The 18,754-nt window shown below is 67.6% G+C and carries 19 protein-coding genes; 10 read left to right on the top strand and 9 right to left on the bottom strand.

All coding sequences use genetic code 11. The features are described from left to right. Positions 1-3 precede the first annotated feature (3 nt). Genes AC1VNX_RS11515 through AC1VNX_RS11500 form a run of 4 tightly spaced genes read right to left on the bottom strand, consistent with a single transcriptional unit; the run spans position 4 to position 2,421 of the window. Positions 4-357 (bottom strand): RidA family protein, encoded by a 354-nt coding sequence (locus AC1VNX_RS11515; RefSeq protein WP_132802791.1) that lies wholly within the window; start codon positions 355-357, stop codon positions 4-6. 24 nt (positions 358-381) lie between these two features. Then, positions 382-1,020 (bottom strand): glycerol-3-phosphate 1-O-acyltransferase PlsY, encoded by a 639-nt coding sequence (gene plsY / locus AC1VNX_RS11510; protein WP_483156817.1) that lies wholly within the window; start codon positions 1,018-1,020, stop codon positions 382-384. A gap of 52 nt (positions 1,021-1,072) precedes the next feature. Further along, entirely contained in the window at positions 1,073-1,918 is an 846-nt protein-coding gene (locus AC1VNX_RS11505) for a DUF6348 family protein (RefSeq protein ID WP_483156816.1), read from the bottom strand. A gap of 8 nt (positions 1,919-1,926) precedes the next feature. Next, positions 1,927-2,421, bottom strand: coding sequence for an aminoacyl-tRNA deacylase (locus AC1VNX_RS11500; protein WP_301508621.1), 495 nt, complete (start codon positions 2,419-2,421; stop codon positions 1,927-1,929). A 91-nt stretch (positions 2,422-2,512) separates the two neighbouring features. On the opposite strand from AC1VNX_RS11500, the gene AC1VNX_RS11495 reads away from it, so the two are divergent. Then, positions 2,513-3,127, top strand: coding sequence for a hypothetical protein (locus AC1VNX_RS11495; protein ID WP_483156815.1), 615 nt, complete (start codon positions 2,513-2,515; stop codon positions 3,125-3,127). A 4-nt stretch (positions 3,128-3,131) separates the two neighbouring features. On the opposite strand, the gene AC1VNX_RS11490 is transcribed toward AC1VNX_RS11495, so the two are convergent. Continuing rightward, the gene (locus AC1VNX_RS11490; RefSeq protein WP_483156814.1) at positions 3,132-4,193 is read right to left on the bottom strand and encodes an aldo/keto reductase; all 1,062 of its coding nucleotides are present in this window, start codon (positions 4,191-4,193) and stop codon (positions 3,132-3,134) included. 131 nt (positions 4,194-4,324) lie between these two features. Here AC1VNX_RS11490 and AC1VNX_RS11485 point away from each other — a divergent pair, with 131 nt between their 5' ends. From AC1VNX_RS11485 to AC1VNX_RS11445, 9 genes are all read left to right on the top strand, one after another. Then, the gene (locus AC1VNX_RS11485; protein WP_483156813.1) at positions 4,325-5,260 is read left to right on the top strand and encodes an alpha/beta fold hydrolase; all 936 of its coding nucleotides are present in this window, start codon (positions 4,325-4,327) and stop codon (positions 5,258-5,260) included. Positions 5,261-5,543: 283 nt separating this feature from the next. Beyond that, on the top strand, positions 5,544-7,934 hold the full coding sequence (locus AC1VNX_RS11480) for a type VI secretion system Vgr family protein (protein WP_483156812.1): 2,391 nt from the start codon (positions 5,544-5,546) through the stop codon (positions 7,932-7,934). 12 nt (positions 7,935-7,946) lie between these two features. After that, complete coding sequence (locus AC1VNX_RS11475; RefSeq protein WP_483156811.1) at positions 7,947-8,411, top strand: hypothetical protein; 465 nt, start codon at positions 7,947-7,949, stop codon at positions 8,409-8,411. Beyond that, a complete protein-coding gene (locus AC1VNX_RS11470) occupies positions 8,408-11,011 on the top strand; it encodes a DUF2169 family type VI secretion system accessory protein (RefSeq protein ID WP_483156810.1) in 2,604 nt (867 codons plus the stop codon). Before AC1VNX_RS11475 ends, AC1VNX_RS11470 begins: the two co-directional genes overlap by 4 nt. Continuing rightward, positions 11,008-12,057 carry a pentapeptide repeat-containing protein gene (locus tag AC1VNX_RS11465; RefSeq protein WP_483156809.1) on the top strand — a complete coding sequence of 350 codons (1,050 nt, stop codon included), beginning with the start codon at positions 11,008-11,010 and terminating at the stop codon, positions 12,055-12,057. The genes AC1VNX_RS11470 and AC1VNX_RS11465 overlap by 4 nt, the downstream gene beginning before the upstream one ends. 67 nt (positions 12,058-12,124) lie before the next feature. Continuing rightward, positions 12,125-12,763, top strand: coding sequence for a DUF3540 domain-containing protein (locus tag AC1VNX_RS11460; RefSeq protein WP_483156808.1), 639 nt, complete (start codon positions 12,125-12,127; stop codon positions 12,761-12,763). Positions 12,764-12,798: 35 nt separating this feature from the next. Continuing rightward, positions 12,799-13,191 (top strand): DUF4150 domain-containing protein, encoded by a 393-nt coding sequence (locus tag AC1VNX_RS11455; protein ID WP_019658249.1) that lies wholly within the window; start codon positions 12,799-12,801, stop codon positions 13,189-13,191. 136 nt (positions 13,192-13,327) lie between these two features. After that, positions 13,328-14,161 carry a MetQ/NlpA family ABC transporter substrate-binding protein gene (locus tag AC1VNX_RS11450; RefSeq protein WP_483156807.1) on the top strand — a complete coding sequence of 278 codons (834 nt, stop codon included), beginning with the start codon at positions 13,328-13,330 and terminating at the stop codon, positions 14,159-14,161. Next, positions 14,158-15,513, top strand: a complete 1,356-nt coding sequence (locus AC1VNX_RS11445; protein ID WP_483156806.1) for an LLM class flavin-dependent oxidoreductase — start codon at positions 14,158-14,160, stop codon at positions 15,511-15,513. Before AC1VNX_RS11450 ends, AC1VNX_RS11445 begins: the two co-directional genes overlap by 4 nt. A gap of 277 nt (positions 15,514-15,790) precedes the next feature. On the opposite strand, the gene AC1VNX_RS11440 is transcribed toward AC1VNX_RS11445, so the two are convergent. From AC1VNX_RS11440 to AC1VNX_RS11425, 4 genes are read right to left on the bottom strand one after another with little or no spacing between them, the layout of a single operon-like run. Then, entirely contained in the window at positions 15,791-16,141 is a 351-nt protein-coding gene (locus AC1VNX_RS11440; RefSeq protein ID WP_483156805.1) for a hypothetical protein, read from the bottom strand. A 24-nt stretch (positions 16,142-16,165) separates the two neighbouring features. Then, positions 16,166-16,993, bottom strand: coding sequence for a MetQ/NlpA family ABC transporter substrate-binding protein (locus AC1VNX_RS11435; protein WP_483156804.1), 828 nt, complete (start codon positions 16,991-16,993; stop codon positions 16,166-16,168). Positions 16,994-17,024: 31 nt separating this feature from the next. Next, a complete protein-coding gene (locus AC1VNX_RS11430) occupies positions 17,025-17,687 on the bottom strand; it encodes a methionine ABC transporter permease (RefSeq protein ID WP_483156803.1) in 663 nt (220 codons plus the stop codon). Then, positions 17,680-18,552, bottom strand: coding sequence for a methionine ABC transporter ATP-binding protein (locus AC1VNX_RS11425; protein WP_483156802.1), 873 nt, complete (start codon positions 18,550-18,552; stop codon positions 17,680-17,682). The genes AC1VNX_RS11430 and AC1VNX_RS11425 overlap by 8 nt, the downstream gene beginning before the upstream one ends. Positions 18,553-18,754: the final 202 nt, after the last annotated feature.

The raw sequence follows: 18,754 nt of genomic DNA, 5'->3' as shown, positions 1-18,754 counted from the left end.
GCTTCAGGCCTGGGCGGCCGTCACCACGATCTCGATCTTGTAGGCCGTGTTGGCCATCTTGGCCTGCACGGTGGCGCGCGGCGGCGTGTTGCCGGCCGGAATCCAGGCGTCCCACACCTCGTTCATGGCCGTGATGTCGTTGATGTCGGCCAGGAATATCTGCGTCATGAGGATGCGCGACTTGTCGCTGCCGGCCTCGGCCAGCAGGCGGTCGACCATGCCCAGCACCTGCGTGGTCTGGCCGCGGATGTCCTGCGTGGTGTCGTCGGGCACCTGGCCCGCGAGGTAGATGGTGCCGTTGTGCACCGCTGTCTCCGAAAGACGCGGGCCGACGTGGTAGCGGGTGATGGAAGCCATGGATCGTGTTCCTTCTATTCGGGTTCAGCTGGGTTTCTTCTTGGAGCCGAGCTTCGACTCCGTGCCGGCCGCGAGCCGGCGGATGTTCTCGCGGTGCCGCCAGATCAGCAGCAGGCTCATGACGATGATCGCGACCAGCGCCGTGCGGTCGAGCGGCCAGGCGATGCCGCCGCCGATCAGATAGTAGGCCGGCGCGAAGAAAGCGGCCACCAGCGAGGACAGCGACGAGTAACGGAAGAAGACGGCAATGATCAGCCAAGTGGCGCCGGTGGCCAGCCCCAGCCAGGGCGCGATGCCCACCAGCACGCCGGCGGCCGTGGCCACGCCCTTGCCGCCCTGGAAACCGAAAAACACCGGGTACAGGTGGCCGAGGAACGCGGCCACGCCGGCCACGGCTGCAACGCCCTCCCCCAGTCCCCACCGCGCGCCGAACTGGTGGATCAGAAAAACCGGCACCCAGCCCTTGAGCGCGTCGAGCAGCAGCGTGGCGAGCGCCGCGCCCTTGTTGCCCGAGCGCAGCACGTTGGTGGCCCCGGGGTTCTTGCTGCCATAGCTGCGCGGGTCGGCCATGCCGAGCGCCTTGCTGACGATGACCGCGAACGAAAGCGAGCCGATCAGGTACGACGCCACGATGGCAATGATGGAAGGCAAGGTGAAGCTCAAGACGGCACTCCGCGGGGGATGATGGTTGTTGTTGTGTGTTCGGCGTATCGGATCAGGCGCCCGGCGCCCCGGGCGGCGATTGGATCACGACGTACTGCTTGCGGAACTCGAAGCCCCGGTCGGGCCACTGCGCCGCGTAGGCGCGCAGCGCGTCGGCGCCGGCGGGCCAGTCCTCGCCGTTGATGCGGCAGTCGGCCTGCACTTCGCCCTCGGCGTCGCGCGCGGCATAGAGCCGCACGCCGTAGAGGCCGTCCGACTCGATCTGCGGCTTGAACGCGTCCCAGGTATTGGTGAAGAGGCAGCAGGGGCAGAACGGATGTTCTTCCTCCTCGGTCGCCTCCTTCGCATGCTGGTGCGCGACCGGCCCGAAGAGCACGCGGCGCTCGCGCGCCGGGCGCCCTTCGGCCTCCTTCGCTTCCCAGTTCATCTGCATCGAGGTGCAGTGGTCCAGGCCAGCCGCATCGGCGGACAGCGCATCGAGGAAGACGACCAGATCGACCTGCGCCCAGAGATCGAAGCCCCGGGTCAGCGAGGCGGCGATGCCGGCACCGACCGAATGCTGGTATTCGAACAGGCCCTTCGGCAGCAGCTCGGCATGCGCCACCTCGATCGTGCTGCTGGTGCGCACGCTGCCGTCGCTGTTGGCCCAATAGCTGGTGATCTGCGGCCAGAGCCAGAGACCGCTCTCGGGCAGCCGCAGCCAGCTTTCGCGCTCACGCACCGGCTCGTGGCCGCGTGCCTCCAGCGTTTCGAACAGCAGTTCGGTGAGGTCGAAAACCTCGGTCCAGTCCTTCTTGCCATCGTTGAACTCGACTTCGAACGACGGCCCGCCGCCTTCGTTGGCGGGACAGAGCGGAGGAAAGAAGTCGGAAGAGGACGAAGACGGTGATGTCGCCATGGCGGCGGCTATTCTGCCAGCGCGCATTGCACGGGCTTCGCGCCCAGCAGCGCCACGCACACCTGCGGATCGATGCCGATCAGGTAGCCGCGCCGCCCGCCGTTGAGCACGATGCGCGGCAGCTCCAGGATGCTCGACTCCACGTACACCGGCATCTCGCGCCGCGTGCCGAAGGGCGAGGTGCCACCCACCATGTAGCCGCTGTGCCGCTGCGCAACCTCGGGCTTGCAGGGCTCGACCGACTTGGCGCCGATCTGGCGCGCGAGATTCTTGGTCGACACCGTGCGGTTACCGTGCATCAGCACGATCAGCGGCCTGGCGTCCTGGTCCTGCATCACCAGCGTCTTGATGACGGTGAACGGGTCCAGCCCCAGCATCTCGGCACCGCGCTGCGCGCCGCCGTGCTCGACGTATTCGTAGGGGTGCTCGGTGAATACGATCTTGTGCGCGCGCAGCAGTTGCGTGGCGGGCGTCTCGGAGGTGTGGGTGTTCTTCTTGGCCATCTGGGTGGCAATTTCGGATTCAGGATCACTTCAGAAAACCTGGTGCACCGCAGCAAGAATCTGCCGCACCACATTGAATTCCGGTCGAGCCATGCAGCATACGCCAGCCCCGGCGGACGCGATTCCGTTCCACCCGCTGCGCCGCCGCGCTCTCATGGCGCTCGTGCTGGCGGTCGCCGCAATGCACGCGGCGGTGCTCTGGTTTCTGGTGATCGCCACGAAGCCCCATGGGCGCATTGCCGGTGCGGCGAAACGCATCGCCGTGCAGATGGTGCGAGCGGAGCCTCCCGCAAAAGTGGATCCGGCGCCACGCAAAGAGGCAGCATCGTCGCCGCGCCCGGCCGTCGGGCGCTCGCCGCAATCCGTTCGCAGCAGATCGATCGCCGCGCCCGAAGCACCCTCCGCCACCGCTGCGCCATCGCAAGCCGCGAGCGATGCACCCGCGCCGCCGCTGATCCTCCATTCGGAAAGCACCCGCCGCGCCCTGCGCGACATCGGCCGCGAACGCTCCTTCGCCGATCGAGCCGGTCAGGACATCAACGGCAATTCGCGCTCCGCCTTCGCCTTCGATTCGCGCCTGAGCTCAGGCGTCGCAAACGCCGCTCACGGCGACTGCAGGAAGGGCGAATTCAAGGGCGGCGGCATGGGCCTGCTGAGCCTGCCCGCGCTCGCCCTGGCCGCCGCGAACGGCGAGTGCGCGCGCTGATGAATCAGGCGGCCGGATCGCGGATTTCCCAGCGGATCTTGTCGATCTCCGCCAGCACTTCCGGCGACAGCGTGGTGCCGTACGCGTCCAGGTCTTCTTCCAGCTGCGCCAGCGAGGTCACGCCAATGATCGTGCTCGCCACCTGCCACTTCGTGTAGCAGAAGGCCAGTGCCAGCTGCGTGGGCGTCAGGCCGTTGTCGCGGGCGAGCTGGTTGTAGCGCCTGGCGGCGCGCAGCGAATCGGGGCGGCCCCAGCGCTGCTTGCGCACCGACTCGTAGCTGGAGATGCGCGCACCCTTGGGCGCATCGGGCCCTTCGATGCCGCTCTGGTCGTACTTGCCGGTCAACAGGCCGAAGGCCAGCGGCGAGTACGCCAGCAGCGACACGCCCAGCCGGTGCATGGTTTCGTCCAGCCCGTTCTCGTAGCCGCGGCTGATGAGGCTGTACACGTTCTGCACCGTCGCCACGCGCGGCAGGCCGTGCTGTTCGGCGAGCCGCACGAACTCGTGCACGCCGTAGGGCGTTTCGTTCGACAGGCCGATGGCGCGCACCTTGCCCGCCTTCACCAGCTTGCCCAGCGCTTCGAGCTGCTCATGGATGGAGGTCTTCGAGGTTTCCTTGGCCGGGTCGTAGTAGATGTTGCCGAAAAGCGGCACGTGGCGCTCGGGCCAGTGGATCTGGTAGAGGTCGATGACGTCGGTGCGCAGCCGCTTCAGGCTGGCGTTGCACGAGGCCTCGATGTCGGCGGCCGTCATGCCGCTGCCTTCGCGCACCCAGGGCATGCCGCGCGAGGGGCCGGCCACCTTGGTCGCGACCACCAGCTTCTGGCGCGCGCCGGGGTTGGCGGCAAACCAGTTGCCGATGATGGTCTCGGTGAGGGAGTAGGTTTCCTTGCGCGTGGGCACCGAGTACATCTCGGCGGTGTCGATGAAGTCGACGCCCCGCTCCAGCGAGCGGCTCAGGATGGCATGGGAGGTGGGTTCGTCGACCTGTTCGCCGAAGGTCATCGTGCCGAGGCAGATCGGGGTGACGTGCAGGTCGCTCTGACCGAGTTGGATCTTTTTCATGCGGGGGATGCTACCGCCCCGTCTCGCGGCCCGCCGGCCGCCGCGCCAAAACCCGAGCGCCGCGCGGCCTGCCGGCAAGCTGTCGTGTGGCGGACTGCGTCAGTACAAAGGCCTCCTTATCATCGACGCCCATGTACCAAGCCCTCCGCCCCTCCCGCAGCGAATTCGTGCCCGTGCGCAACCTCAGCTACCACGTGCGGCTGTGGGGCCAGCCTTCGGACGCCCGTCCGCCGCTGGTGCTGGTGCACGGCTGGATGGACGTGGCGGCGTCGTGGCAGTTCGTGGTCGACGCGATGGAGGAAGACCGCTTCATCATCGCCCCCGACTGGCGCGGCTTCGGCCTCACCGACGGCGGCGGCGTCGACAACTACTGGCTCGCCGACTACCTGGCGGACCTCGAATGGCTGCTCGACCACTACGCCGGCGAAGGCCCGGATGGAGAAGGCGGCCGGCAGATCGACCTCGTCGGCCACAGCATGGGCGGCAACGTCGCCATGCACTACGCCGGCGTGCGGCCGCAGCGCATCCGCCGCCTGGTCAACCTCGAAGGCTTCGGCATGCCCGCGCGCAAGCCCGACGAAGCGCCCGCGCGCTACGGCCAGTGGATCGACGAGCTCAAGCGCCTGCACCGCGGCGAAATGGCGCTGGCCGGCTACTCGGCCGTGGACGGCGTGGCCCGCCGCCTCATGAAGACCAACCCGCGCCTCACACCCGACAAGGCCGCGTGGCTCGCCAGCCACTGGTCGGTGAACCACGCGCAGCCCGACGGCAGCGAGCGCTGGCAGATCCTCGGCGAGGCGGCGCACAAGATCGTCAACGCGCACATCTTCCGTGTCGACGAGACGCTGGCGCTCTATGCGCGCATCACCGCACCGCTGCTGATGGTGGAGGCCTCCGACGACAGCCTGCACGGCTGGTGGAAGAACCGCTACACGCTCGACGAGTTCCACGAGCGGCTGAAGTCGGTCGGCAACGTGCGCGTCGAGCGGCTCGAGGATGCAGGGCACATGCTGCACCACGACCAGCCGCGGATCGTCGCGCGGATGATCGAAGAGTTCATCGCCTGAAGAAGCCGGCTGCAGCCCGGCACTTCCCACTCTCTTCCTTCTGCACGCGCGGCGCGACATCGCGGCCGCCGCGGCCGCGGCTGCTTGGCCTGCTATTTGCAAAGAGAGCCTCACGCCGCTTCGTTGGCACAACGATGAGGCAGACCGTGGTGCGCTCGCGCGCCCAGGCGAGCAAACGTTTCACACCTAAGTTCGCAAACACGGCCTGCGGGTGCACGCGCGGTGGTCGATGCTGGTGCAGCCAGCACGTCTTGGGTGTTCTTGAGCGAAAGGGAGTCCTCGAATGACCAGAGTCGTACGCGCGCACACGCCACTGGGCGAAGAGCAACTCATGTTCCGCTCCATGCGCGGTACGGAGGGGTTGTCGCAACTCTTCGAGTTCGAAGTCGACCTGCTGAGCCCGAGCATGTCCATCGACATGAAGGCCGTGCTCGGAAAGCCCCTCGCGCTCGAGATGCAGACGGCCGGGGAACCGCGCTTTCTCAACGGCCAGATCGTTCGCTTCACGATGATCGGCAAGGAAGGCGACACCTCGCGCCACATCGTCTACCGCGCGAGCGTGCGGCCCTGGCTCTGGTATCTCACGCGCAGCAGCGACTGCAAGATCTTCCAGAACAAGTCGGTGGTCGAGATTCTCGAGGAGGTGTTCGCCGACTACGGCTTCGCCTTCGAGAAGAGGCTCAGCGGCAGCTACCGGCAGTGGGAGTACTGCGTGCAGTACCAGGAAACCGACTTCGCCTTCGTCAGCCGGCTGATGGAGCACGAAGGCATCTACTACTTCTTCAGGCACGACAGGAACCAGCACACGCTGGTGCTGGCCGACGACATCGGCGCGCACGAACCCCTGCCGGCCTATCCGAAGATCAGCTATCTCGCCACCGACCGCGACCTCGCGCCGTTCCAGGAAGTGATCGACCAGTGGCAGGTCACGGAGGAAATCCGTCCTGGCAGCTACGTGGTGGATGACTTCGACTTCAAGAAGCCGCGCGCCGACCTCATGAACGTGCGAAACCAGCCTCGCGGCGGCGATCACGGCCAGTACGAGATGTACGAATGGCTCGGCGGCTTCAGCGAGTCCGAGCAGGGTGAGCGCTACGCGCGCATCCGCCTCGAGGAGGCGCAGGCCCAGGCCGAGCGCGACACCGGCCATACCAACGTGCGTGGCATGGCGCCCGGCTATCGCTTCACCATGCAAAACTGCCCGCGCGAAGACGACAACCGCGAGTACCTCGTGGTGTCTGTCTCCTATGCGCTGCGCGAGGGAGGCTACGCGAGCGGCAGCGAGCCCGGCTCCTACAGCTTCGACTTCGCAGTGCAGCCCGCCAGCTGCGCCTTTCGCGCCCCCCGCGTGACGCCGATGCCGCGCGCCAACGGCCCGCAGACGGCCACCGTGGTGGGCAAGGCGGGACAGGAGTTCTGGGTCGACCAGTACGGCCGCGTGAAGGTGCAGTTCCGCTGGGACCGCTACGGCAAGAGCGACGAGAACAGCTCGTGCTGGGTGCGCGTCTCCAGCGCATGGGCCGGCTCGAACTACGGCGCCGTGAACCATCCGCGCCGGGGCCAGGAGGTGGTGGTCGACTTCATCGGGGGACACCCCGACCGGCCGATCATCATCGGCCGCGTCTACAACGCCGACCAGATGCCGCCGCTGGAGCTGCCGGCCAACGTCACGGTCAGCGGCTTCGTCAGCCGCAGCAGGGACGGCTCGGCCACCAACGCCAACGAATTCATCCTCGACGACGCGCCGGGCTGCGAGCTGGTGCGAATCCACGCCGAGAAGGACTTCGAGATCGACGTGGAGAACGACCTGAGGATCCACGTCGAGAACGACGAAACCGAGACCATCGACGGCCATCGCAACACCCACGTGCTGAAGACCGACACCCTCACCGTCGACCGCACCCGCGACACCATCGTCAAGCAGAAGGACACCGCCGAGTACCGCAACGGCTCGAAGCTCACCGTATCGGGCGCGCTCACCGAGCATTTCTTCGACAACCGCATCGAGACCACCACCAAGCTCGGTTCGAAGGAGACGGTGCTCAGCGGCCAGTCGGAAGTCGTCGTCAACGCGGGCCTGCGCCACGAAACCTTCGACAAGGGACTGCTCGTGGACGTGAAGGAGGGCATGGACGAGGAGATCCACACCGGCAACTCGGTACTGAAGACGCTCGCCGGCAACCGGCAGGAAACCTACCAGACCGGCTGGCAGCGCACCGTCGCGGGCGGCGGCGGCAAGGACAGCATCAAGGGAGGCCTGGAGGAAACCATCGAGACGGGCGACCACAACTCGACCGTATCGGCCGGCAACTACCACGGCAAGGCGCAGAAGGTGACGATCGAGGCCACGGCGGGCGACGTCGACATCAAGGCCAGCGGCGACTTCACCTTCGAGGGCAACCACGTCAAGCGCGTGAACCGCGTGCTGCTGTGGGACTGGTCGCCGACCGCGGTGACGGCCACCGGCCTGTCGAGCGCGACCTATGGCGTGAACAACAGCAATGCCGGCCTCACGCTCACGAGCAACATCAAGAAGATGGACGCCACCGCGCAGATCATGAACATGTATGCGCACCAGGCCAACTTCGGCTCCGTGAGCTTCTCGAACGTGGTGGCCGAGGAGCACGCCGGCGGCTTCTGGGGCGCGCTCAAGGGTTTCGTGCTCTTCGGCTGAGCACCAGGCCGGATGCCGGATGTCTCCTTCACGATCTGGTGGGTGCTGGCACCGCTGCTTGCCTGGCTGGCGTTCACCCTGTGTGTCACGCTCGTGCGCGAACGCCGGCGGCACGCCGCCAGGCTCGCGCGCACGCGCAGGGCTGCCGGCGTCCTCGCGAACGGCGTGCCCGCCATGGCGCTGGTGATCTCCCTTTGCGACACCGGCCAGCGCCGCTCGGGCGAAGGCACCACGTGGGCGATCGCGAAGCTGCATCTTCACGTGCAGGCCACGGCAGGCAGCGAGGCCTTCGACGTCGACCAGACCACCGCCATCGCCTTGCCCGACCTGCCCGACCACGCGGCCGGAAAGACCGTCGCGGTGCGCTTCGACCCGGTGAGCCGCGAAGTCGTGCTCGAGCGCCGCGGCGGCTCCCCGGCCCACCACGGCGACGACCTCACCCGCCCTCGCCCATCCCCGGAGGCCGCCGGCCGATGAAGACCGTCAAGCCCTTGCGCCTTGGCATCCTCACCCGCCCGTATCGCTGGCAGGGCGTCGACCAGCTCGGCGTGGCCGTCACGGCGCTCGCCAGCCTGGAAGCGCAGCCGAAGCTCATGGCCGACCAGGAGCTGTGGCAGACCGTCAGCGAGGAAATCGGTGGCATGGGCGTGTTCGACATGGGCGTGCCCAAGTGCATGCCGGAAGTGCTCGCGAGCGGCCACGCATACACCCGTCACCAGCAGGACAAGACCGAGTGCGCCGTGCGCCTGCGTGTCGCCGGCCTGGAGAAATCCCTGCACGTATCCGGCGACCGCTACTGGCTCGACGGCCGCCTGAGCGCGCCGCAGCCCTTCGAGGCGATGCCGCTGGACTGGGCGCATGCCTATGGCGGGCAGGACGTGCCGGAAAACCCGGGCGGCATCGGCGCGCTCGACGAGACGATCAACGGCGTGCACACCCGCCGCGCGCCGAACGTGGAAGCCGTTCACGGGCGGGTGCGCTCGCGCGGACAGGAGGTGGCGCCCGCCAGCTTCGGCCCGGTGCCCATCGATAGCCCTCGGCGCATGACCCTCATGGGCAGCAGCTACGGGCAGCACTGGCTGGAGAGGCACTTCCCCGGCTTCGCCCCGGACATGGACTGGCGCTTCTTCAATGCCGCGCCCGAAGACCAGCGCTGGCCGGCCCTGCAGGAACTGCCGCCCGGCGCTCCTTACGAGATCCTCAACATGCACCCGGAGAAGCCGGTGCTCGCCGGCACCCTGCCCGACTGGCGCGCGCGCTGCTTCGCGAGCTTCGACAAGGACGGCAACGGGCTGCGCGAAATCGCCCTGCGGCTGACCACCGCCTGGTTCTTTCCGCATCGCGAACGCGTGGCGCTCGTCTGGCACGGCGTGCTGCCGGTGCGCGAGGACGACGCGGCGGATGTGCGGCACATCATGCCGGCGCTGGAACTACCTCGGCAGCCGCGCACAGCCGAGCACTACCAGTCGGTGCTGCTCCAGCGGCTGGACACCGCCCGCGGCGGCCTGCTCGCCTTTCGCGACAGCGACCTTGCGCCGAAAGAGATCCTCGGCGGCTGGAGCGTCCTCGACGCCCCCGACCCGATGCAGCGGCCGCTGGTGCGCAACCTCCGTGCCGGGCAACTGCGCGAACACGAGAAACGGCGCGCAGAACTCATCGCACTGGGCGTGGACCCCGACAAATACCTGCCGGCCCCCCTGCCCCCGGCCGCACCGCTGCCCTTCGACGACGTGCCCGGGCATTTCGAGCGCATGCAGGGAGAGATGATGGAAACCCGAAGCAGACTCGAGGCGGAAAGCGCGCGGATGCGCCGCAGGCAGGAAGACGAGATCGACCCCGCCCTGCTCCACAAGAGCCGCGAGCAGCCGCAGCGCTTCGATCCGGATGCGCTCATCAGGCAGCTGGAACAGCTCGCGGCCACGCCGTCCTCCTCGCCAGCCACCCCGGACCCTGCCCCTGCACTCATGCCCGCCGGAACCAGGGAGCGGATGACGGTGCAGATCAGGCAGGGCTACCTCCACGGCGCCCACCTCTTCGACCCCGCGCCGCCCATGCCCTCGTTCCGCTCGGCGAAGCTGCGGCGGCAACTGGCGGCGGCCGCTCCCGGCGAGCGCGATTTCCGCGGCATGCGGCTCGTCGGTGCCGATCTCTCGGGCATGGACCTGAGCGGCGCGGATTTTTCCGGCGCCGCCCTCGAAGACGCCAACCTCGAGGGAGCCCTGCTCGCGAACGCCAACTTCGATGGCGCGGTGCTGGCGCGCGCCCGGCTTTCTCGCGCCTCGGCGCCTGGCGCGATCCTGCGCAACGCCAACCTCGGCGGCGCGCAATGCGAGTACACGGACTTCTCCGGTGCCGACTTGAGCGGGACCAACTGCGAAAAGGCGCGCTTCATGTCATGCAACATGGCCAACACCACGCTCGACCAGACGCGCCTGGCCGAGAGCGAGATGAGCCAATGCGACTTCCGCGGCTCCGATTGGCACCAGGTGTTCCTGACGAAGCTGCGCATGAACGGTATCGCCTTCGACGGCGCCTCTTTCCAGCAAGTGGTGTGGCTCGAATGCACGCTGGCGGACGTGCGTTTCGTCAACGCGTCGCTGGTGCGCTGCGGCTTCGTCACCACCGACTGCAGCCAGTCGGCCGACTTCTCCGACGCGCGGCTCGACGCCTGCAGCTTCGCGCACGGCAGCACGCTCGCAGGAGCCGTCCTGCGCCGTTGCGTGCTGAAGCAATGCGGGCTGCGCACCACGCCGCTGACGCGCGCGGACCTGGCGCAGGCGTGCCTGGACAACTGCGACTTCTCCGAATGCGCGCTGCAGGAGGCCAACATGGAGCGGCTCATCGCCGGCGAAAGCCTCTTCGTGCGCGCCGACCTCACCGGCGCCACCCTGCGCGGCGCCAACCTCATCGATGCCAACTTCTCCAAGGCCGTCTTCACGCAGGCAGACCTGAGCGGCGCCAACCTGTTCCGCACCGACGTGTCGCAAAGCCTGATCGACGGCACCACCCATCTGCTCGGCGCCTACACGCGGCATGCCCGAACCTTGCCCGCGCGACGCGCTCCTGCCGCCGAATGACCCGCGATGAACTCGTCGACAAGGTCCGCCACGGCATCCAGGTCGGCAGCGCCGACTGCAGGGGATGGGACTTGAGCGGCCTCGATCTCTCGGGCGCGATGATGGACGACGTCGACTTCGGCGGCGCGAACTTCTCGCACGCCAACCTCGAGGGCAGCTCGCTGTCGCATTGCACGCTGTCGGGCTGCGACTTCTCCTTCGCTCGCCTGAAGGAAGTGCAGTTCTTCCGCAGCCGCATGGATGCCGCACGGTTCGAGGCCGCCGAGCTGGAAGCGGCCTCTTTCGCCGAATGCCATGCGGCGCGGGCCAGCTTCGCGCAGGCCAGGCTCGACCTCGCAAGGTTCTTTCGCTGCGAACTGACTGAAAGCCGGCTGGGATCGTCCCGCTTCGAACGGGCGAGCTTCATCGAGTCGCAGCTCGGGCAGGCCGATTTCAGCGGCGCGGTGCTGGCCTACGTGACCTTCCTTCGGCTCGACCTGAGGACTGCCGTCTTCCAGGGCGCGTCGGCCATGAACGCGATGTTCCTGGAATGCGACCTGAGCGGCCAGTGCTTCGCGGGCCTTTCGCTGCCCATGTGCCAGTTCACCGACAGCCTACTGGACGGCGCCGACTTCAGCGGCGCCACGCTCACTCAGGCCAACTTCAAGGGCGCGACGCTGAAACGGGCGAATTTCTCGAACGCGGATGCATGCCAGGCATTGTTCCCCGAGGCCAACCTCGGCGACGCCGACTGCAGCGGTGCGCGCTTTGACCAGTCGATCTGGGCACAGGCCCTGCTGGAAGGCACCGACTTCTCGGGAGCCCGCCTGCCGCTTTGCATGTTCCACCGCGCACGCTGCTCCGGCGCGAGCTTTCGCGATGCCGCGATGCAGGATGCCGACCTTTCGTATGCCGACCTGCGTGGCGCCGACCTCGGCGGCGCGCAATTCCTGCGCACCCGCCTGCATCGTGCGCAGCAGGAAGGCGCCCGGTTCTCCAGCCGCGCCGGAATCATCGAGAACGAGCCCGAACTCTTCAAGGCGCAGGCCTGGTCCGGCCCGCACTGAATCCCGCTCCCCCGACAGCCCGCTTTTTTCGAGAAACACACCAACCAACATCGATAAGGAATCAGCCATGAATGTCGTTCCACTGCGTCCCGGCCTCGCAGCGACCGCCACGCCGGTCCATTTCGTTGGCCTTTTGACGGTCTCGCTGCCCGATTCGAACTTCGAGGTGGAAGACGAACACGGCGAAACCTGGCGCTGCCGCCGCGCGGCCAGCTGCCTGCTGAGACCCGAGGCGGGCGATACCGTGCTGCTCTCGGGCCCCGACAGCGCCCGGGTGTACCTGATCGCGGTGCTCGAACAGGCCGACAGTTCGGTCAGCCGGCTCGATGCGGCCGGCGCGCTGTCGATCGAGAGCCCGGGCGGCCTGCGGCTGAGCAGCGGCGCCGAACTGCAGATGCGGGCCGCGCAATGGAACCTCCAGGCCGACAGCGGCCAGTGCCGCGTCGACGACATGCGCTTCACCGGCGAGGCCCTCGACGCCACGGTGGGCCGGCTGCGGCTGGTCGGCCAGGTCTTCGAATCGGTGGCGGACCGCGTGGTGCAGATGGCGCGCAGGGCGCTGCGCGTGGTGGACGAGACCGAGCAGGTCCGCGTCGGCCATCTCGACTGCGAAGCCGGCGGCACGGCACGCCTGCACGCCCGCCACACGGTGGTCACGGCCAGCGACCTCGTCAAGGTCGATGCCGCGCAGATCCACATGGGCTGACCCGCCCCCTCCACATCGCCGAAAGGAGCACCGCCATGTTCGCCAACTGCCAGCTGATGGGAATGGATCTCGCCTTTCCCGACGTCTGCAAGACGCCGCCCGCCGCGATGGCGCCCATTCCATACCCCAACATGGCGTTCGGCCCCACGGCCGTGCCGAACGCCTGGAACATCCTCTTCATGTGCATGCCCGCGCACAACATGGCGACCACCACGCCGATCACGCTGGGCGACACCACCGGCGCGGGCGGCGGCATCGTCTCGCAGACCTTCATGAGCCAGTCGCGGCACGTGACGGGGGCGTTCACCGTGCTGGTCAAGGGCACGCCGGCCACGCGCATGACCAGCCTGAGCACGCAGAACCGGGGCAACATGGTGGGCATGCGGATCGTGCCCAGCCAGTGCAAGGTGATGATCCTCTCGCCCTGAAGCCGCGGGCCGCCGGAACCGGGCCGACATCCCATATCCGGCCAGCGGATAAGGAAGCGCGCAAATCTTCGTTCGCCGGGCAGGCATCGCACCCTAGAGTGCCCAACTCCTTTCGCCGCCCCCTGGAGTTGTCGTCATGTCTTCCTCTTCGCGCGCGCCGTCGTGGCTGCGCCGCTTCGCCCCGCTGCTCGGCGGCCTTGCCCTGGGCCTCGCGGCCCAGCTCTGCGCTCACGCCGCCGACCTGCGCGTGGGCTTCATGCCCGGCCCGTACCGCGATGCATTCACCAACGGCATCGAGCCCCAGCTGAAGAAGCTGGGCTACACCGTCAAGTACGTCGAGTTCAGCCAGGGCGTGCAGCCCAACGACGCGGTGGAGCGCGGGCAGATCGACGCCAACATCTTCCAGCACACGCTGTACCTCAACGCCACCAACAAGCAGCAGGGCTTCGACCTCGTGCCGGTGGTGCACGTGCCGACGCCGCCGATGGGCCTCTACTCGCAGCGCCACAAGTCGCTCGACACCGTGCCCGACGGCGCCACGGTCACGCTGCCTTCCGATCCGGTGAACGCGGCGCGCGCGCTCAACATCCTCGCGGGCATCGGCTGGGTGACGCTCAAGCCGGGCGTGAGCCCGATCTCGGTGTCCGAGCGCGACATCGTGGCCAACCCCAAGCGCCTGAAGCTGGTCCCGCTCGAAGCCGCGCAGGCCCCACGCTCGCTGGCCGACGCCGACATCGCCGCCGTGCAGGGCAACTTCGCCATCGCCTCGGGCCTGAAGCTCACCGAGGCGCTGAAGCTGGAGAACATGACGCTGCCCTACGTGAACGTGGTCGCCGTCAAGCGCAGCAACGAGAGCGCGAAATTCGCGCAGGACATCGCGGCCGCCTACCAGTCGCCCGAGTTCCAGCGCTTCTTCAGGGCCAACCCGGCATGGGCCGGCTACCGGCTGCCCGATTACTTCTCGCAATGAGCCTTTCGAACGACAAGACCGCGCCGCGGCAGCTGCACCTCAACGTCAACATCCTGCATTCGGGCTTCGTGCCCTCGGCGTGGCGCCTGCCGCAGAGCGATCCGTGGGCCTTCGCCGACATCCAGCACTACATCCGCACCGCGCAGATCGCCGAGGCGGGCAAGCTCGACGCGGTGTTCCTCGCGGACAACGCGGCCATCGTCGACCAGATCCACTTCCGCCCGATCACCGCGCTGGAGCCCACGGTGCTGCTGGCCTGCGTGGCCGCCGCCACCACGCATATCGGCCTGATCGCCACCGCATCGACCAGCTACAACGAGCCCTACAACATCGCCCGCCGCTTCGCCACGCTCGACCATGTGAGCGGGGGCCGCGCGGGCTGGAACGTGGTGACCACCGCCGACCTGCCCTCGGCGCGCAACTTCGGCCTCGACGCCACGCCCGACCACGCGAAGCGCTACGCGCGCGCCTCCGAGTTCACCGACGTGGTGAAGGCGCTGTGGGACAGCTGGGAGGACGACGCCTTCGTCGGCAACAAGGCCACCGGCAGCTTCATCGACACCGCCAAGGTGCACGCCATCGCGCATCGCGGCGAACACTTCGCGGTGCAGGGGCCGCTGAACCTGCCGCGCTCGCCGCAGGGGCATCCGGTGCTGGTGCAGGCCGGCGCTTCTGCCGACGGACGCGAGCTGGCGTCGCGCCATGCCGAGGCGGTGTTCTCAGCCTCGCAGTCCTTCGAGGAATCGCTGGCCTATGCCCGAGCGCTCAAGACACGCGCCGCCGAACTAGGCCGCGGCCCCGACGCGGTGAAGGTGCTCGCAGGCCTCACCACCATCGTCGGCTCCACCGAAGCCGAGGCGCTGCGCCGCCGCGACGAACTGGTCGACCTGATCCCGTGGGACTACAGCCTCACGCGCATCGCCGGCACGCTGGGCATTACGCCCGACCGCCTGAAGCTCGACGAGCGCCTGCCCGACAACCTGCCGCTGCCCGCCAATGGCAACGGCAACCACACCTTCTTCAACGCCGTGGTCGCGGCCGGCCGCACGCACGGCTACACGGTACGCCAGCTGATCCGCGAACTCGCCGGCGGCGGGGGGCACCGCGTGATCGTCGGCACGCCGGAGCAGATCGCGGACGACATCGAGCGATGGTTCAGGGCCGGAGCGGCGGACGGTTTCAACCTGATGCCCGATGCGCTGCCGCACGGGCTGCAGGATTTCGTCGACGGGGTGGTGCCGATCCTGCAGAAGCGGGGGATCTTCCGAACCGAGTACCAGGGCCGCACGCTGCGCGACCATCTGGGGCTGGCGCGGCCTACGGGTCGGGCGACACAGAGGCTCGCGGCCTGAAGAAGGCTTGTTGTTCAGGGAGAGATCACGCCGACGGGGTGCCTTGCTCCGCGAATGTCCTCCGGCCTGCGGCCTCCCCCTTTATTTCGCTGCGCAAGGCACCCCATCGTCGTGATCGATGGACGCAGCGCTCATGCGGCCGGAACAAGCAGAGCGCCCATGTGCGCAGGGCGTCGGGTGCTCCCCGCAGCGAAATAAAGGAGGAGGGCCGCAGGCCCGGGGACATTCGCGGAGGGGAGTACCCGGCGGCCTGGGCACGCGCCCCGGACCGCCCGCCTCATTCTTGGTCGGCGTCGTTTCCCGTCAGGGCCAGGACCTCTTCGACGAAGGCTTCGAACAGCGGCAGCGAGGCCGGCAGTCCTTCGAGCGATTCGGCTTCACCTGCATCGAAGAAATGCGGCTTGCCGGCCGGCATGGCGGCCCACTCGCCGGCTTCGAGCAGCAGCCCGATGTAGCCGTCATCGGTCGGCAGATAGAAGAGCCCCGCACTGTCGAGAACGCGCTGCCCCTTCTTCCTGCCGCGCCCCCAGCTCACGCCCTGCACGGCCAGGTGTTCGGTGATCCAGCCGTCGCACACGTACGTGTCGCGCCAGCCTCCCTGAGCATCGAATACGGCCAGAACGGGCATGGAGAGCCTTTCTTGAAAGCAGGATTACTGCAGGAAGCTGGGCTTTGCGTAGCCCTGGAACTTGCTGTCGACCACCGCCTTGAACTCCTTCGAGCGGTAGGCATCGGCGATGTCCTTGGCCCACTGGGTGTTCTTGTCGGCGGTCTTCACGGCGACCACATTCAGGTAGTAGTCGGGGGTCTTTTCGAGCACTACCGCCTCGGTGAGCTTCAGGCCCGAAGAGATCGCGAAGTTGCCGTTGACGATGGCGTACTCGGTGTCGCCCAGCGAGCGCGGCAGTTGCGCGGCTTCCAGCGGAATGAACTTCAGCTTCTTCGGGTTCTCGGCCACGTCCTTCTCGGTGGCACGCAGCGGGTCGATGCCGGCCTTGATGGTCAGCAGCTTGTTCTGCTCCAGCAGCACCAGCGCGCGGGCCAGGTTGCTCGGGTCGTTCGGCAGCGTCACGCGGTCGCCTTCCTTCACGTCGGCCAGCGTCTTGCGCTTGGTCGAGTACACGCCCATGGGCGCGATCGGGCCCTGCACCAGTTCGGCGAGGTCGAGCTTCTGGTCGGCCGCGAACTTCTTCAGATAGACCTGATGCTGGAAGAAATTGGCGTCGAGCGAGCCCTGGGCCAGCGCGAGGTTGGGCTGCACGTAGTCATTGAACTCGACCAGCTTCACCTTGTAGCCCTTCTTCTCGAGGATGGGCACGATGCCCTGCTTGAGCTGATCGGCGTTGGAGCCGGCGGTGCCGCCGATCACCAGGTTCTTCTTGGCGGGGTCTTGCGCATGGGCCTGCAGCGAGAGGCCGCCCAGGGAGAGAGCTGCCAGCGACAGGGCGAGAACGGAACGGCGCAGGAAAACGGTCTTCATGAGATAGAGAAAGCTAGGGAGAAAGAAGGAATCAACGCTTGTCGAGCCTGCGGGCCGTGGTATTGCCGGCAAATTGCAGGATCTGTACCAGCACCACCAGCAGCGCCACGGTGAGCACCATCACGTCGGTCTGGAAACGGTAGTAGCCGTAGCGGATGGCCAGGTCGCCGATGCCGCCGCCGCCAACCACGCCGGCCACGGCCGAGTACGAGAGGAAGCTCACGGCCAGCACCGTCAGCGCCAGCACCAGGCCCGAGCGGGCCTCCACCAGCAGCACGCGCCAGACGATCTGCAGCTCGGTCGCGCCCATGGCGTGGGCGGCCTCGATCACGCCGCGCGGCACTTCGCGCAGGCACTGGTCGACCAGCCGCGCCAGGTACGGAATGGCCGCGAACGACAGCGGCACAGCGGCCGCCAGCGGCCCGATGGAAGTGCCCGCGATCACCCGCGTGAACGGCACCAGCGCCACCAGCAGGATGATGAAGGGGAACGAGCGCACCGTGTTCACCAGCCAGTTGAGCACCAGGAACGCCGGCTTGTTCTCCAGCGACTGGCCCGGCCCCAGCAGGAACAGCAGGATGCCCAGCGGCCCGCCGATCAGCACGGCGGCCGAGAGGCCGATGGCCAGCATCATGAAAGTCTGGCCGGTGGCGACCCACAGCTCGGGGAGGATGGGGGCGATGTTCTCAAACATAGGCCAGCTCCTGCGCGCCGAACTGGGCCGGCGCCTGCTGCACGCGGGATTCGCGCGCTTCGCGTTCGCGCCGGCGCACCAGCTCGTCGATTTCGCGGCCCAGCGCGGTCTTGCGCTCGGCGTCGCCGGCCGCATCGACCGCGAACTGCTCCACCAGCCTGCCCTTTTCGAGGATGGCCACGTTGCGGCACAGCACCTCCACCACCGACAGCTCGTGCGTGACGATCACGATGGTCACGCCGATCTTCTGGTTGATGTCGCGCAGCGTTTCCAGCAGCGAGCGCGTGGTTTCGGAGTCGAGCGCAGAGGTGGGCTCGTCGCACAACAGCACCTGCGGGCGCGGCGCCAGCGCGCGGGCAATGGCCACGCGCTGCTTCTGGCCGCCGGAGAGCTGGGCCGGGTAGGTGTCGATCTTCTCGGCCAGGCCGACCAGGGCGAGGCATTCGCGCACGCGGGCGTCGATCTCGGCCTTGGAGTGGCGGCCGTGGATCTTCAGCGGGAAGGCCACGTTGTCGAACACCGTGGCGTTCTGCAGCAGGTTGAACTGCTGGAAGATCATGCCGATGTTCTGGCGCGTGTCGCGCAGCTCGCTGCGCGAGAGCGTGGTGAGGTCGCGCCCGCCGACGAAGACGCGGCCCGCGTCGGGCCGCTCCAGCAGGTTGATGAGGCGCAGCAGCGTGGACTTGCCGGCGCCGCTCTTGCCGATCAGGCCGAACACGTCGCCCTGCTGGATGTCGAGCGACAGCGAATGCACGGCGTCGAACACCTCCCCGTTGGGCAAGGCGAAGGATTTCTGCACCGATTGGAGACGGATGACTGGCGCCGCGTGATCGCCGCGGCCCTGGTCAGGCGTAGGGTGGGTCATGGAGAAGAAGCGCGGCCTGCGCGGGTGGCGCAGTTCGCGTAGGTTCGCAAAAAGGTGCCGAGTATGAAAAGAAACGCACCGAAAGGGAACGAACAAAAAGGATGCTGTTTATATGAATACACACATAAGAACAACCTGTGGTGGGCGCGACACGCCATATCGATATGCGCATTGGTTCGTTCCCTTTGGCAGCGGGCAATGC

Source organism: Variovorax sp. TLI9-5A (assembly GCF_056867935.1).
The sequence above is the reverse complement of the archived record's forward strand: the minus strand, read 5'-3'. Positions and strand labels throughout refer to the sequence as shown.

Bases quoted from the DNA above. Each gene is read 5' to 3' on its own strand.
- AC1VNX_RS11440 (WP_483156805.1), bottom strand. From the start codon at position 16,141: ATGCCCGTTCTGGCCGTATTCGATGCTCAGGGAGGCTGGCGCGACACG.
- AC1VNX_RS11485 (WP_483156813.1), top strand. From the start codon at position 4,325: ATGTACCAAGCCCTCCGCCCCTCCCGCAGCGAATTCGTGCCCGTGCGC.
- AC1VNX_RS11450 (WP_483156807.1), top strand. From the start codon at position 13,328: ATGTCTTCCTCTTCGCGCGCGCCGTCGTGGCTGCGCCGCTTCGCCCCG.
- AC1VNX_RS11470 (WP_483156810.1), top strand. From the start codon at position 8,408: ATGAAGACCGTCAAGCCCTTGCGCCTTGGCATCCTCACCCGCCCGTAT.
- AC1VNX_RS11475 (WP_483156811.1), top strand. From the start codon at position 7,947: ATGCCGGATGTCTCCTTCACGATCTGGTGGGTGCTGGCACCGCTGCTT.
- AC1VNX_RS11425 (WP_483156802.1), bottom strand. From the start codon at position 18,552: ATGACCCACCCTACGCCTGACCAGGGCCGCGGCGATCACGCGGCGCCA.
- AC1VNX_RS11480 (WP_483156812.1), top strand. From the start codon at position 5,544: ATGACCAGAGTCGTACGCGCGCACACGCCACTGGGCGAAGAGCAACTC.
- AC1VNX_RS11455 (WP_019658249.1), top strand. From the start codon at position 12,799: ATGTTCGCCAACTGCCAGCTGATGGGAATGGATCTCGCCTTTCCCGAC.
- AC1VNX_RS11430 (WP_483156803.1), bottom strand. From the start codon at position 17,687: ATGTTTGAGAACATCGCCCCCATCCTCCCCGAGCTGTGGGTCGCCACC.
- AC1VNX_RS11435 (WP_483156804.1), bottom strand. From the start codon at position 16,993: ATGAAGACCGTTTTCCTGCGCCGTTCCGTTCTCGCCCTGTCGCTGGCA.
- AC1VNX_RS11515 (WP_132802791.1), bottom strand. From the start codon at position 357: ATGGCTTCCATCACCCGCTACCACGTCGGCCCGCGTCTTTCGGAGACA.
- AC1VNX_RS11490 (WP_483156814.1), bottom strand. From the start codon at position 4,193: ATGAAAAAGATCCAACTCGGTCAGAGCGACCTGCACGTCACCCCGATC.
- AC1VNX_RS11460 (WP_483156808.1), top strand. From the start codon at position 12,125: ATGAATGTCGTTCCACTGCGTCCCGGCCTCGCAGCGACCGCCACGCCG.
- AC1VNX_RS11505 (WP_483156816.1), bottom strand. From the start codon at position 1,918: ATGGCGACATCACCGTCTTCGTCCTCTTCCGACTTCTTTCCTCCGCTC.
- AC1VNX_RS11500 (WP_301508621.1), bottom strand. From the start codon at position 2,421: ATGGCCAAGAAGAACACCCACACCTCCGAGACGCCCGCCACGCAACTG.
- AC1VNX_RS11445 (WP_483156806.1), top strand. From the start codon at position 14,158: ATGAGCCTTTCGAACGACAAGACCGCGCCGCGGCAGCTGCACCTCAAC.
- AC1VNX_RS11495 (WP_483156815.1), top strand. From the start codon at position 2,513: ATGCAGCATACGCCAGCCCCGGCGGACGCGATTCCGTTCCACCCGCTG.
- AC1VNX_RS11465 (WP_483156809.1), top strand. From the start codon at position 11,008: ATGACCCGCGATGAACTCGTCGACAAGGTCCGCCACGGCATCCAGGTC.